8 protein-coding genes are annotated in these 15,141 nt (G+C 71.8%); 5 read left to right on the forward strand and 3 right to left on the reverse strand.

Annotation, left to right across the window (positions count from 1 at the left end; genetic code table 11):
• Positions 1 to 161: 161 nt before the first annotated feature.
• Positions 162 to 1,622: an aspartate ammonia-lyase gene (locus tag M1D56_RS05015; RefSeq protein ID WP_271174209.1), complete on the forward strand. Its 1,461-nt coding sequence runs from the start codon at positions 162 to 164 to the stop codon at positions 1,620 to 1,622.
• Positions 1,623 to 1,681: 59 nt separating this feature from the next.
• Here the strand turns inward: M1D56_RS05015 and M1D56_RS05020 are convergent, their stop codons facing one another.
• Positions 1,682 to 2,545, reverse strand: a complete 864-nt coding sequence (locus M1D56_RS05020; protein WP_282979982.1) for a fumarylacetoacetate hydrolase family protein — start codon at positions 2,543 to 2,545, stop codon at positions 1,682 to 1,684.
• 76 nt (positions 2,546 to 2,621) lie between these two features.
• Here M1D56_RS05020 and M1D56_RS05025 point away from each other — a divergent pair, with 76 nt between their 5' ends.
• Positions 2,622 to 3,839, forward strand: a complete 1,218-nt coding sequence (locus tag M1D56_RS05025) for a PrsW family intramembrane metalloprotease (RefSeq protein WP_271174211.1) — start codon at positions 2,622 to 2,624, stop codon at positions 3,837 to 3,839.
• Between the two features lie 120 nt (positions 3,840 to 3,959).
• Here M1D56_RS05025 and M1D56_RS05030 read toward each other — a convergent pair whose 3' ends face one another.
• Positions 3,960 to 5,513, reverse strand: a complete 1,554-nt coding sequence (locus M1D56_RS05030) for a LuxR C-terminal-related transcriptional regulator (protein WP_456284869.1) — start codon at positions 5,511 to 5,513, stop codon at positions 3,960 to 3,962.
• A gap of 22 nt (positions 5,514 to 5,535) precedes the next feature.
• Entirely contained in the window at positions 5,536 to 6,924 is a 1,389-nt protein-coding gene (locus M1D56_RS05035; RefSeq protein WP_456284870.1) for a response regulator transcription factor, read from the reverse strand.
• Positions 6,925 to 7,368: 444 nt separating this feature from the next.
• Between M1D56_RS05035 and M1D56_RS05040 the strand changes: the two genes are divergently transcribed.
• From M1D56_RS05040 to M1D56_RS05050, 3 genes are all read left to right on the forward strand, one after another.
• Positions 7,369 to 13,914 (forward strand): hypothetical protein, encoded by a 6,546-nt coding sequence (locus tag M1D56_RS05040; RefSeq protein WP_456284871.1) that lies wholly within the window; start codon positions 7,369 to 7,371, stop codon positions 13,912 to 13,914.
• A 123-nt stretch (positions 13,915 to 14,037) separates the two neighbouring features.
• Positions 14,038 to 14,409 carry an FKBP-type peptidyl-prolyl cis-trans isomerase gene (locus M1D56_RS05045; RefSeq protein WP_456284872.1) on the forward strand — a complete coding sequence of 124 codons (372 nt, stop codon included), beginning with the start codon at positions 14,038 to 14,040 and terminating at the stop codon, positions 14,407 to 14,409.
• 165 nt (positions 14,410 to 14,574) lie between these two features.
• Entirely contained in the window at positions 14,575 to 15,123 is a 549-nt protein-coding gene (locus M1D56_RS05050) for a YceI family protein (protein ID WP_271174215.1), read from the forward strand.
• Positions 15,124 to 15,141 lie beyond the last annotated feature (18 nt).

Raw genomic sequence — 15,141 nt, forward strand, 5'->3', positions numbered from 1 at the left:
GCGGACGAGCGCTCTCGCGGGGGGAGGACATGGCACTTGTACGCTCTGTACATCGGACGCGAATGCCCTGTACGCGATGTCGAGAACCGAGAGCACCTGCCCTGAGTAGGATCGTGCACATCCCGCTCACATCGACGTGAAGACCCACGAGGAAGACGCACATGGTTCAGGACGCAACCCCCACCCGCACCGAGACCGACTCCCTGGGGTCCATGGAGATCCCCCGCGAGGCGTACTGGGGCATCCACACCGCGCGGGCGATGGAGAACTTCGACATCACGAAGCGCCCGATCTCGGTCTACCCCGAGCTCGTCGTCGCGCTGGCCATGGTGAAGCAGGCGGCTGCCCGCGCGAACGCCGAGATCGGCGTGCTCGACGCGCACCGGGCCGACCTCATCGATCGCGCCGCGCAGCTGGTGATCGACGGGCAGTTCCACGACGAGTTCCGCGTCGGCGTCATCCAGGGCGGCGCGGGGACCTCGACGAACATGAACGCGAACGAGGTCATCACCAACATCGCCCTCGAGCTCGCGGGACGCGAGCGCGGCGACTACGCGTACCTCTCGCCGATCGACCACACCAACCGCAGCCAGTCGACGAACGACGTGTACCCGACGTCGATCAAGATCGGGCTCTCGCTGTCGCTGCGCTCCCTCCTCGAGGAGCTCGACCTCCTGCGGCGGTCGTTCCTCGGCAAGGCCGTCGAGTTCCACGATGTGCTCAAGGTCGGACGCACGCAGCTGCAGGACGCCGTCCCCATGACGCTCGGGCAGGAGTTCCACGGCTTCGCGACGACGCTCGAGGCCGACTACCAGCGGCTCAACGAGAACGCCGTGCTCCTGCACGAGATCAACATGGGCGCGACGGCGATCGGCACCGGCATCACGACGCACCCCGGGTACGCGAAGGCCGTCGAGCGGCATCTCCGCGACATCACGGGGCTCGACCTCGAGACGGCGAGCGACCTCGTCGAGTCCACGAGCGACACCGGCTCGTTCATGTCGTTCTCCGCGTCGCTCAAGCGCAACGCGATCAAGCTGTCGAAGATCTGCAACGACCTGCGCCTGCTCTCCTCGGGTCCGCAGGCCGGGTTCGGCGAGATCAACCTTCCGGCGCGCCAGGCGGGATCCAGCATCATGCCCGGCAAGGTGAACCCCGTGATCCCCGAGGTCGTGAACCAGGTCGCGTTCGCGGTCGCGGGAGCGGATGTCACGGTCACGATGGCGGTCGAGGCCGGTCAGCTGCAGCTCAACGCGTTCGAGCCGGTGATCGCGCACTCGATCTTCCAGTCGATCATCTGGATGCGCCAGGCGATGCGCACGCTGCGCGTCAACTGCGTCGACGGGATCACGGCGAACCGCGCCCGACTGGGTGCGATGGTGGGCTCGAGCGTGGGCGTCATCACGGCGCTCACGCCGTTCATCGGCTACTCGGCCGCTGCGGCCCTCGCGAAGACCGCGCTGCTGACGAACCGCAACGTCGCCGACCTCGTCGTCGAGGCCGGTCTCATGGACCGCGATGAGGTCGAGAAGCAGCTCAGCCCGTCGCGCCTGTCCGGCCTCGAGCCGGTGACGTCGGTCATGCCCGTGATCGCGCCGGAGGACGTGCCGACCCAGGCGTAGCGCGCCGCATGCGAAGGCCCCCGCTCCGGAACCGGAGCGGGGGCCTTCGCATCAAGCGATCAGTCCGTCATGCGGCAGTGCGTCGTGAGCTCGCCGATGCCGTCGATCCCCACGGTCACGGTCGAGCGGTCGCGCAGGAGCACCTGCGGCGTCCGCGAGAACCCCGAGCCGCCGGGGCTGCCGGTCGAGATGAGCGTGCCCGGCAGGAGCGTGATCCCCTGCGACAGGTGCGAGATGAGCTTGGCGACGGTGCGCACCATCTGCCCGGTCGAGGCGTCCTGCATCATGTGCCCGTCCACGCGCGTCCAGATGTGCAGGTCCTGCGGGTCGGCGATCTCGTCGGCCGTGACGATGTACGGCCCGACGGGGGTGAAGCCGTCGAGCGACTTGCAGCGGCACCACTGCGCCTCGGAGTACTGGATGTTCCGCGCCGAGATGTCGTTGACGACCGTGTACCCGAACACGTAGTCGAGGGCGTCCTCCTCGGAGACGTCCTTCGCCGGGCGGCCGATCACGACGCCGAGCTCGGCCTCGTAGTCCACGGCCTCGCTCATGCGACGCGACCACGTGGTGGTCTGCCCGTGGCCCTGGAGCGAGTTGGGCCAGAACGTGAACACCGTCGGGGTGTCGTCGGTCTTGAGGTTGAGCTCGCCCGAGTGCGCGGCGTAGTTGAGTCCGACGGCGAGCATGGTCGGCGGGGTGAGCAGGGCCGGTGCGAAGTCGAGCTCCGACACCGGGGTACGCTGCCCCGCGCCCGCCGCGGCCCTGACCCGCTCCAGAAGCTCCGGTCCGCCCGCGATGAGCTGCTCGATCGTGTCGGGCCCGCCCTCGACGAGCTCGGCGACCGCGACGGCGCCGTCGTCGTCGACGAGCGCGAGGGAAGGGGCGACGCCCCCGGGGAAGGTCACGTGGGCGAAGCGCATGGAATCCAGGCTATCCGCCGCCCGTGCACGATCCTGGGACGGATCTGCACAAAAGCGGAGCCATAGGCTGTGTGACATGACCTACGGCACCGGGCTCACGCCGCCGTCGCAGCAGCCGTTCTCGACGCCCTTCGACCAGCCGGAGCGCGCGCCGGGCGCGGCCATCCCGGTCGGCGGCCACACGCAGCCGCACCTTCCCCGCCTCCCCGTGCCCACGCGCCGAGGGCGCGGTGCGTGGATCTGGCTGTGGGCCGTCCTCGCGGTGCTGCTGTTCGGCCTCGCGTCGTACTTCACGAGCGCGCTCGGGACGGCCGCGTCGATCGTGGGCCTCGTGCTCGCCCTCGTGCCGTTCGCGCTCGTCGTGTCGGCGATGCTGTGGGTCGACCGCTGGGAGCCCGAGCCGCGGAGCCTCGTCGTGTTCGCGCTCGCGTGGGGAGCGATCGCGTCCGTGGGCTTCGCTCTGCTCTTCGACCTGGGGGTGCAGATGACGCTCCCGCGATCGCCCGCGCTCGACCTCCTCGGCACGGTCGTGCAGGCGCCGATCGTCGAGGAGCTCGCGAAGGGGGCGGGGCTGCTCCTCATCCTCGTCATGGGGCGCCGCGCGTTCGACGGCCCTGTGGACGGCGTGGTGTACGGCGCGCTCGTGGGGGCGGGGTTCGCATTCACCGAGAACATCCAGTACTTCGCGGTGTCGGTGATCGAGGGCGGCGCGGCGTCGCTCACCTGGACGTTCGTGCTGCGCGGGCTCCTCTCGCCCTTCGCGCACGCGATGTTCACCGCGGTCACCGGCTACGCGCTCGGGCGCGCGGTGCGCCGCGGTGCGTCGTTCGGGGCCGCGCTCGGCCCGTGGCTCGGCGGACTGCTCGGCGCGATGGCCCTGCACGCGCTCTGGAACGGCTCGGCCACGTTCACCGACCTCGAGGGCTTCCTCCACCTCTACGTCGTCCTGCAGGTGCCGCTGTTCGTCATCTTCACGCTTGTGCTGGTGCGGCTCCGACGCGAGGAGGAGCGCCTCACGAAGCAGCGGCTGGGCGAGTACGCGGCGGCCGGATGGTTCACGCCGCAGGAGGTCGAGATGCTCGCGACCCCGGCCGGCCGGCGCGCGGGGATGGCGTGGGCGCGGACCCTGCGCGGTGACCGATCCGATCTCATGCGCGCGTTCATCCGGGACGCGACCGCGCTCGCCGCGACCCGCCAGCGCGCGGTGTCGGGGCGCGACCCGCACGCGGCGTCGGATGAGCGGGCGCTCCTCGCGCGGGCCGCGCACGCCCGCAGGGAGCTGCTGTCGTACTGATCGGGAATCGGCTCTTGACACGGCCGGAGCGCCCGGAGCATCCTTGAGTCAGATCCACTCAGCGCTCGGAAGTCTCGCAGGCATCGCCGCGGCCCGGGCGCTGAGTTCTGCTCCGGGGCCTCACAGCAGCCCCCGCCGCCCCGCCTCCTCGAGCGCCGACGTGCGGTCGGTCGCCCCGAGCCGCCGGTACGCGGCCTGGAGGTGCGTCTTGACGGTGTTCGGGCTGAGGCCGAGGGCGGAGGCCGCCTGGGCCACCTGCTCGTGGTCGACGAGAGCGCGGACGACCGCCAGCTGCTGGGGCGAGAGCCGCTCGTAGCGGTAGGACGGCGACGGCGTGAGGACGTCGCGTGCGGCGACGAGCTCTGCCGCAGGCGGCAGCCCGGCCGCCGCTCCCAGAGCGCCGAGGTCGGCCGCGGGCACGACGGAGAGCGATGCCCGCAGCCCGTGCTCCTCGCTCAGCTCGCACGCGAGGCGGAACGACGTGACAGCCGACGCGTGGTTCCCGAGGCGCAGCAGGGCCGCCGCGCGGACGACGAGAGCCTCCGTGCGGGCGCGCGGGGCGACGCTCGACGTCTCGCGCGACGCCTCGCGCACGGCCGCGTCGAGCTCGCCGAGGCCGAGGAGCGCGACGGCCCGCCGGGTGCGCAGCACCCCCGTCGCCGGGCGGGGGAGTGCGGGGCAGGCGTCCAGTGCGAGGATCGCCGCTTCGTGGAGGCCCTGGTACGACAGCAGCGTCGCGCGGCCGATCGCGACGAATGCGGCGTTGAAGCCGCTCGCCGTCCGGGGCGCGGGGCTGTTCTCGACCTCGACCTCGAGTCTGCTCAGCATGTCGACCGGGTCGGCGGACCGCGCCCTCGCCCCGAGGATGCTGCGCAGCGACGCCGCGATGATCCCCAGCTCCTCGAACGACTCCTCATGGCCATCCAGCAGCGCGATCGCGCGCTCGACGTCGAGCGCGTCGCTCGCGCGGTAGGCCTTCGCGAGCGCGAGTCCTCCCCGGATGCGCTGCACGTCCGGGTGTCGGCGCCGCAGCGCGTCCGCGCGGGCGATGCACCGGTCGGCATGCGCCCCCTCCCCGGCGGCCGCGTTGATCCACGCGAGCTCGCCCAGCGCCTCCATCTCGGCGCGGAGCGAGCCGGTGCGCTCCGCGAGGGACGCGGCCCCGAGGAGCACATCGATCGCAGCGGGCAGCTCGCCCGCCGCCGCGAAGGTCGCTCCCCACTGGGTCATGAGCGTCGGCAGGAACGGCTCGAGCTCGGTGCGGTCCGCATCGTCGAGACGCTGCAGCGCGTCGCGCGCATCCTCCGCGGCAGCGGCGGCGTCCGCGAACATCCCGCGCGTGCGCAGCGCGGCTGCACGGCCGGTGAGCAGCCCGACGCGGTCGCCCGCCTCGAGATGATCGAGTGCGCGCGGGTCGGCCTCGGGGAACACGGGCGGCTTCGAGGGCGACGTGAGCAGATGGTGGACGTACTGACGCAGGCCGATCCAGCGCGGACGACGGTGCAGCTCCGCCTCCGGGAGCGCATCCGCGACCGTCCGGATGATCGCCGGCTCGAACGCGAGCAGTGCGCCGAACCCGCGCTCGACGAGCAGCATCGCGTCGCGCCACCGCTCGTCGGCGAGCGCCTCGAACACGGCCGAGCGGAGCCCGTGCCTCTCCTCGTCCTCTTCCATGCGTCCCTCCCCAGGGTGTCGGTCAGAGCAGGCCGTGCTCCTGCGCCGCGAGCAGCATCTGCCGGCGATCCGAGACGCCGAGCTTCGCGTAGATCCGCCGCGCGAGCGTCTTGACCGTGTTCGGGCTCACCCCGAGCACGGCGGCCGCCTGCGCGATGCTCCGGTCGCCGGCGAGGAGGCGGAGCACCGCAAGCTCCTGCTCGGTCGCGCGCACGCCGCTCAGCGGGGGCACGCTCGGACGCCGGACGGGCGCGCGCTCGAGGACGCTCATGCTCGGGCTCCCCGATGGCGCGAACGGCGCGAGCGCGGCGAAGTCGCCCGCCGGCAGGTTGGCGAGCGCGAGCGGCAGGCGATGCGTGTCGGCGAGCGTGACGGCGCGCCGGAAGGCGGCCGCCGTCTCGCCGTCGCGGCGGCGCAGGTGCACGGCCGCGATCACCGCCGCAGCCTCGACGACCCCGCGCGGCCGACCCAGCTCATGCAGCGACGCGTGCGCGTCGCGGAGGGCGCGATCGAGGTCTCCCTGCACGAGATGCGCGGATGCGCGCAGGGCGCGGATGGAGGGCAGGACGGGCACGGCCACCTCCTCGAGCAGGCGTCGGGCCTGCTCGCCGTGCCCCGTGTGCAGAAGCGCGCACGCTCTCGCCGCGTCGAGGCGGCCCCGCCGGTCGTCGATGAGGTGCGCGAGCGATGCGGACTCGAGACGGGCCACATGCGCGAACGGATCCGCTGCCGGGTCCTTCGCGTCGACGAACGCCTGGAGCGTCGAGATCTCCACCGCGCGCTCGCCGCGGTCGTCCCACGCCGCCTCGAGCAGGCGGTGCGCGGCGGGGAGGTCGTTCGCGTCGTATGCCGCGATCGCGTGCGCGAGCAGGAGCGCGACGGGCGCGTGCGGCTGCATCTCGCCCGCCGGGAGGAGCAGGCGCGCCGCCGCCATCCAGTCGTCGCGCGCATCCGACCGGCCCTCCATCGCGTGCTGCCACGCGAGCTCGGATGCCGCGGCCAGCGCGATGCGCGGCGCACCGGTGGATCGGGCGGTCGAGTAGGCGCGGACGAGATGGTCGACCGCGGCGCCGCCGTCGCCGCCGAGGGCCTCGGTGAGCCCCCACGTGAGGAGGAGCTGCGGCAGGTCGTCCGCGAGTGCCCCCCTGCGGTGCGCAGAGGCGGACTCGTACGCGTCGCGGGCCGCGCGGACCAGGCGCAGGGCCTCGGCGTGGTCCTCGGCGGTCCGGGCGCCGCGTGCGGCCGACGTGAGCCGCAGCACCTCGTCGACGCGCTCGCCACCGAGGCCCACACGCGGGGGAGCGCTCTTCGTCGGGATGGTCAGGAGATAGGCCCGTGCACGAGGCCACCGCGGGTCGGCTTCGAGCCGCTCGACCGGCACGGTCTCGACGACCGCGCGGATCGCCGACACGTCCTCGGCGATGAGCCGCGTCCAGTTCTCCTCGACCAGGCGCAGCGCTGTATCCCAGGACCTGGTGCCGAGAGCTCGATAGATGCGCGCTGAAACGCTCGGTGCTCGCGGAGCCTCCCCGGGTACGGAAGCATCCGAACTACCCCTCACGAGCCACATTGTGCTCCTCTCGGGCCCTCCGCGGGGGTCGTGTTCTCGACGACGCTCCTGCGGACGGGTGACGAGCCGGGTGAACCCGCGGAATTCCGCGCTCCCCGTCGCCTCGTGCGGGGCGGGTGACGGGCCGGGTGAATTGCGACGGTGACAGCTCTCGGCAACCTCCCAGGTCGCGAAGTTGTCCTCAGCGGTCTCGCGACCGCTGCACCCGCGCAGCCGTGACTCGGCGGCTCTTTCCCGTGCGTGGGCGCAGGTACGGGGGCAGAAGTGCCCGGACAGGAGTGAACCATGTCCAGGATCCGGATGGTCGGACGCCCGGCTTCGAGGGGCACCGTGCGTCACCGCGTGAGGGCGCTCCTCGCGGGCGCGACCGCTGTGGTGCTCGCGTCGTTCGGCGCCTTCGTCGCCGTCCCCGCGCAGGCCGCGACCGTGGGCATCGTGAACACCTCGTTCGCGATCGACGGGGACAAGGCGGGGCCGACGGACTGGGGAGCCTTCTACGGCCCCGGCCTCACGCCGGATGGGCGCCCGACGACGGGCATCCTGGACAGCTACGACCTCGCCGAGGCCTGCGAGGGCGACGGCACGAGCGCGAGCGACCCGACGGTCAGCGGCACGAACAGCCAGAACATCAACGACGACCCCTGGGCGATGAGCCCCGGCCCGTTCCCGAACAAGAAGAGCGACCTGTGCAAGGCCGGCGCCGCGTACGAGATCGTCGACATCGACGGACAGCAGCACGTCATCCTGTACCAGTACTGGTCGCGCGCGCCCGAGGGCACGGGCGACCTGTCGATCAACTACTCCTTCCAGGGGGGACCGGCCGGGCGCGACGGAGACGTGCTCGTGCAGTTCAATGTGAACCCCAACGGATCCACCGACGCGCTCGGGATGGCATGGGACGGCGACTCCTGGGCGCCGACCGGCTCGATCGTGTTCCAGGCCGCCCTCGGCCCGAACCCCGACTTCGGCGGAGCCATCGGCGACACGTTCGGCGAGTTCGCCATCGACCTCACGGCGGCCGGCATCCTCCCGGCCGACGGGTGCGTCACGTTCACCACCGGCGACATCGTCACCAAGACCGGCAACGCGGGGACGCAGGGCCAGCTCCAGGACTTCATGGTCGCGAGCGACCCCCTCACGATCGGCACGTGCGGCGACCTCATCGTCGAGAAGGTCGTCGACGGCGCGGTGCCCGACGGGCTCCTGTTCGACTACGTGATCGACCAGGCCGACGGCATGCCGTCGCACGGGGCGGGGGGAGCCACGGGCCCGGTCGCCGATCAGGACGGCTCGACCGCGTCGGTGACGGCAGAGATCGCCGCGAACACCTCGCACACCTGGAGCGGACTCATCGCGCAGCCCGACTACCGCGTCGGGGAGCTCGTCGACGGGCTTCCCGCCGGCGTCACCGGCCTGTCCGTCGTCTGCACCTACCAGGATCCCTTCCAGGTCGGCTCGCCCACCGTGGAGACCACGGTGTGGCAGGGCGGGGCGTACACGGGGCAGGACTTCGTGCTGTCGGCGGCGACGCTCGGGCTCATGACCCCGCACTGCGTCATCACGAACGAGGTGACCTCGCTGACCCTCGACAAGGTGGTCGTCAACGACGACGGCGGCACCGCGGCCGCCGCCGACTTCCCGCTCACGGCGGTGAACGGCGACACCGTGATCACCGGCGCCGACACGGTCGACGGCGAGGGCAGCGACTTCACGTCGCTCGTCACCCCCGGCGCCTACACCCTTTCGGAGGAGGAGCTGCCCGGCTACACCGCGAGCGCCTGGTCGTGCGCGGGGGCGGCCCTCGTCGGCGATGTCGTGACGATCGCGCCGGGCGAATCGGCTGTGTGCACGATCGTCAACGACGACCAGCCGGCGCATCTCACGCTCGTGAAGGACGTCGTGAACGACGACGGCGGCACCGCGCTCGAGACCGACTTCACGCTCACAGCGGACGGCCCCGCGTCGATCTCGGGCATGGAGGGCTCGCCCGAGGTGACGGACGCCGAGGTGCCGGCCGGCGCGTACACGATCGGCGAGCAGCCTCTCGCCGGCTATGAGCTCACGGGGGTGTCCTGCTGGACCGACGACACGCGCCAGACGGAGATCGCGCTCGAGCAGGGTCAGCTCACACTGGCCAACGGCGGCACGGCGCTCTGCGAGCTGACGAACGACGATCTGCCGGGGACGCTCCAGCTCGTGAAGAGCGTCGACAACGGCGACGGCGGCACGGCGGAGCCGACGAACTGGACGCTCTCGGCCGACGGGCCCACCCCGATCTCGGGCCCGGGAGGCACGGATGTCGAGGAGGTCTCGGCGGGCGAGTACACGCTCTCGGAGACCGGCGGCCCCGCGGGGTACACGCCCGGCGCATGGACCTGCTCGGGCGCGGAGGCGAACGGCGACACGGTCGTCGTCCCGAACGGCGGCAACGTCGTCTGCACGATCGTGAACGACGACGTGGCACCGCGGCTCACGCTGCGGAAGCAGGTCGTCAACGACGACGGCGGCACGGCCGCGGCGACGGAGTGGACGCTCACGGCGTCCGGCCCCGTCGAGATCTCCGGCGCCACGGAGTCGGGAGCGGTCACGGATGTCGCGGTGCCGGCGGGGTCCTACGATCTGTCCGAGGCCGGCCCCGGCGGATACGCCGCGAGCGACTGGACCTGCACGGGCGGCGGATCGCTGCAGGGGTCGACGGTCACGCTCGACCTGGCCGAGAACGTCACGTGCACGATCGTGAACGACGACATCGCGCCGACCCTGACCCTCGTGAAGGACGTCGTGAACGACGACGGCGGCACGGCGGTCGCCACGGACTGGACGCTGAGCGCCGAGGGCCCGACCCCGATCTCGGGAGCGGGCGGCGTCGGGCCGGAGACCGTCTCGGCCGGCGACTACACGCTCGCCGAGGTCGGACCCTCCGGATACACGGCCGGCGCCTGGAGCTGCACGGAGGGCGTCCTCGAGGGCGACCAGCTCACGCTGCCCCTCGACGTCGACGCCGTCTGCACCATCGTGAACGACGACGCCCCCGCGCAGCTGACGCTCGTGAAGAGCGTGGTGAACGACGACGGCGGGACGGCGGTGGACACGGACTTCACGCTCACGGCGGATGGCCCCACTCCGATCTCGGGGACCGAGGGCTCGCCCGAGGTCACGGATGCCGAGGTGTCTGCCGGCTCGTACGCGATCGGCGAGGAGGCGCTCGCGGGCTATGAGCTGACCGGGGTGTCCTGCTGGACTGACGAGTCGCGGGAGACGCCGATCGATCTCGAGGACGGGCAGCTGGTTCTCGCGAACGGGGCGACGGCTCTGTGCGAGGTGACGAACGACGACCTGCCCGCGCACCTCACGCTCGTGAAGAGCGTGGTGAACGACGACGGCGGGACGGCGGTGGACACGGACTTCACGCTCACGGCGGATGGCCCCACTCCGATCTCGGGGACCGAGGGCTCGCCCGAGGTCACGGATGCCGAGGTGTCTGCCGGCTCGTACGCGATCGGCGAGGAGGCGCTCGCGGGCTATGAGCTGACCGGGGTGTCCTGCTGGACTGACGAGTCGCGGGAGACGCCGATCGATCTCGAGGACGGGCAGCTGGTTCTCGCGAACGGGGCGACGGCTCTGTGCGAGGTGACGAACGACGACCTGCCCGCGCACCTCACGCTCGTGAAGAGCGTGGTGAACGACGACGGCGGGACGGCGGTGGACACGGACTTCACGCTCACGGCGGATGGCCCCACTCCGATCTCGGGGACCGAGGGCTCGCCCGAGGTCACGGACGCCGAGGTGTCTGCCGGCTCGTACGCGATCGGCGAGGAGGCGCTCGCGGGCTACGAGCTGACCGGGGTGTCCTGCTGGACCGACGAGACGCGGGAGACCGAGGTCGACCTCGCGCAGGGCCAGGTGACCGTCGCGAACGGCGGCAGCGCCTACTGCGAGCTGACGAACGACGACATCGCGCCGCTGCTCACCCTCATCAAGGAGGTCGTGAACGACGACGGCGGCACGGCCGTCGACATCGACTGGACCCTCATGGCCGACGGGCCGACGCCCATCTCGGGCGTCACCGACGACCCGGCCGTCACCGAGGCGCCCGTCTCGGCGGGAGAGTACGCGCTGTCGGAGTCGGGCCCGGGCGGCTACGCAGCCGGCGCGTGGAGCTGCGACGGCGGATCCCTGACGGGTGCGGACCTCGTCCTCCACGTGGGCGACGTCGCGGTCTGCACGATCGTGAACGACGACCAGCCCGGCGAGCTCACGCTCATCAAGGACGTCCGCAACGATGACGGCGGGACGCTCGACCCCGCCGAGTGGACGCTGACCGCCGAGGGGCCGGTCACCATCTCGGGTGTGACGGGAGATCCTGCCGTCACCGACGCCGTGGTCCCCGGCGGCGACTACGTCCTCAGCGAGGACGGGCCGGACGGCTACGAGCCGGGCGTCTGGGTCTGCGACGGGGGTGCGGTCACGCCCGACGGCGTGGTCACCGTCCCGAACGGCGGGGATGTCACGTGCACCATCGTCAACGACGACATCGCACCGCATCTGACCCTCGTCAAGGAGGTCGTGAACGACGACGGCGGCACCGCGCTGCCGACGGACTGGACCCTCAGCGCCGATGGCCCCGCCGACATCTCGGGGGCGACCGGCGACCCGTCGGTCACGACGGCGACGGTTCTCGCCGGCGAGTACTCCCTCGCCGAGACCGGACCCGGCGGTTACGCCGCTGGGGAGTGGAGCTGCGAGGGCGGAGCGCTCGACGGCTCGACGCTGACGCTCGACGTCGGCGAGGATGCGGTCTGCACGATCGTGAACGACGACATCGCGCCGCGCCTCACCCTCGTGAAGGAGGTCGTGAACGACGACGGCGGCGACCTCGGCGTCGAGGACTTCCCGCTGATGGCCGAGGGGCCGGACGCTCTCTCGGGAGTCTCGGGCGACGATGCCGTGACCGACGCGCCCGTCACCGCCGGCGTGTACGAGCTGTCGGAGCAGACGCAGCCCGGCTACACGGCCTCGGCATGGTCGTGTGAGGGCGGAGCCCTCGACGGATCGGCGCTCGCCCTCGGCGTCGGCGACGTCGCGGTGTGCACGATCGTGAACGACGACGATCCCGTCGACCTCGCCCTCACGAAGGACGACGGGGGAGCCACCGGGGCCAACGGCGACAGCTTCGACTACACGATCACGGTGGTGAACGAGGGTGCGCGCGATGCCGACCTGGACGAGCCCGTGACGGTCGTGGACGAGCTGCCCGAGGGCATGCGCTTCGTGTCCGGCCCTGCCGAGTGCTCGGCCGACGGCCGCGTCGTGACCTGCGAGATCGATCCCGCCCTGCTCGGCGCGGGCGAGTCGGTGCAGCTCGTGCTCACGGTCGCGTTCGAGGCCGACGCGCCCGCCGGCGAGTACGAGAACGTCGCGTGGGTGACGACCGAGGACGACCCGGCTCCTGAGGAGCCGGAGTGCCCCAGCCCGTCGAACAACGTCGACTGCGAGCCGACGCCGCTGCAGCACCCCACCCTCACCCTCGTCAAGGTCGTCCACAACGACGACGGCGGCGACGCCGAGGTGTCGGACTTCGTCCTCCGGGCCGAGGGACCCGTGGCGATCGAGGGCACGACCGGCGAGGAGGCCGTGACGAGGGCGGACGTCCCCGCGGGCGCCTACTCCCTGTCGGAGAGCGGGCCCGGCGGCTACGAGGCGGGCATGTGGACGTGCGTGGGCGGCGCGCTCGAGGACGACGTCGTGACCATCGTCGGGATCGTCGACGTCGTGTGCACGATCGTCAACGCCGATCACCCCGTCGACCTCCTCCTGACGAAGGACGACGGCGGCGTCACGGCGGAGGCCGGGCAGGAGTTCGACTACACCATCACGGTGGCGAACATCGGCTCGCGCGACGCCGACGCCGACGAGCCGGTCACGGTGACCGATCGCCTCCCCGATGGGATGGTCTTCGTCTCCGGGCCCGACGGGTGCTCCGCCGACGGCCAGACCGTGACCTGCGCGGTCGACCCCGCCCTGCTCGGGGCAGGGGAGAGCGTCGAGCTCGTGCTCACGGTGCGGTTCGCGGATGACGCACCCGCAGGCGAGTACGAGAACATCGCCTGGGTCACGACCGAGGACGATCCCGCGCCCGAGCAGCCGGTCTGCCCCGAGCCCGTCGGGGCCGTGGCCGCGATGCCCGGCAACAACGTCGACTGCGAGCCGACACCGCTCGTGGCGGGCGCGCTCGAGGCCGAGAAGTCGGTCTGGGAGCAGGACGGCGGCGACTGGGTCGAGTCGGACGGCCGGGTCGAGTTCGGCGACACCGTGCAGTACCGCATCACGCTGACGGCATCGGGCGATGCCCCGAGCCGCGACGTGGTCGTCGTCGACGCGCTGCAGGACGGGCTCGAGAGCGCCGCGGAGGCGACGTGCTCGGTCCCCTGCGACGCGGCATACGATGCGGAGTCCGCCACGCACCGCGTCGAGATCGCGGCGATCGACCCCGGTGCCGTCGTCACGGTGACGTTCGAGGCCGCCATCCCGTCGGCGCCCCCGCTGGCGCCGGGCGAGCGGGTCGAGACGTCCTTCGACAACGTCGCGACCTTCGCCACGCGCAACCAGCCGGAGGCGCCGACCAACGAGGTCACCGTGACCGCCCGCGACGAGGAGGCACCGGCCGCCCCGCCGAAGCCCGAGAAGCCGAAGCCCGAGCCGAAGCCCAAGCCCCGCCCGCTCGCCCCGACCGGCGGAGAGCTCGGATGGGCCGGTCTGGCCGTCGGCGGCGGCCTCCTCCTCGCCGGCTGGGCTCTCGTGTCCCGCGCCCGCAGGGAGAGCGTGCGCTGACACGGGCCGCGGGCCGATGCAGCCGAGTCCCCCTCCGCGCTGCATCGGCCCTTCGCGGCGTCCCCGGGGCGATGATCGCGCACGCCGGGAGCGGATCTCGGCCAGAGCGGGCAAGATGGAGGCATGAGCGCAGAACGCACCAAGCCCGAATTCGACGCGCCCGAGGGCCCCGCTCCCTCCGAGCTCGCCATCCGCGACATCATCGTCGGCGACGGCGCAGAGGCGAAGGCGGGCGACACCGTCACCGTCCACTACGCCGGTGTCGAGTACGAGACCGGCGACGAGTTCGACTCGTCGTGGAACCGCGGCGAGAGCATCCAGTTCCCGCTGCGCGGTCTCATCCAGGGGTGGCAGGAAGGCATCCCCGGCATGAAGGTCGGCGGACGCCGCGAGCTCGTGATCCCCCCGCACCTCGCCTACGGTCCCGCGGGCTCGGGGCACTTCCTGAGCGGCAAGACCCTCATCTTCATCATCGACCTCATCGACGTCGCCTGACGCGATCCGATCCGGGAGCGCCCTGCGGAGGAATCCGCAGGGCGCTCCGCGCGTTCAGGCGACGCTCACGCGATGTTCAGCGCCTCGGGTGGAATATATTCAGGTGAATGCGTATTGTTCCTCTGTGACGCCGCTCGGAGCGGCCCGACCATCTGAGGAGCATCCATGACCATCGACATCCCCGGCTACCGTCCCGGCACCTACAACCTCGACCCCGCGCACAGCGAGGTCGGCTTCGAGGTGCGCCACATGATGATCTCGAAGGTGCGCGGCGCCTTCACGGTCAAGTCGGCCACGATCGTCCTCCCTGAGAACGTGCTCGAGGCGTCCGTCACCGCGAGCGCCGACGCCGCGTCGCTCGACACGAACGACGAGGGCCGCGATCAGCACCTCCGCTCGGCGGACTTCTTCGACGTCGAGAACCACCCGGCGCTCACGTTCGCGAGCACGGGCGTGCGTCACGAGAACGGCGAGTTCTACGTCGACGGCGACCTCACGATCAAGGGCGTCACCCGCCCGGTCACCTTCGAGCTCGAGCTCGGCGGGTTCGGCACGGACCCGTGGGGCAACTACAAGGCCGGCGCGACGGCCAAGGCCACGATCAACCGCGAGGACTTCGGTCTCACCTGGAACGCCGCGCTCGAGACCGGCGGCGTCCTCGTCGGCAAGGACGTCAAGATCACCCTCGACCTCCAGGGCGCGCTCGCGGCCTGACGTCGTACGCAGCAGGAG

Source organism: Microbacterium sp. JZ101 (assembly GCF_053903175.1).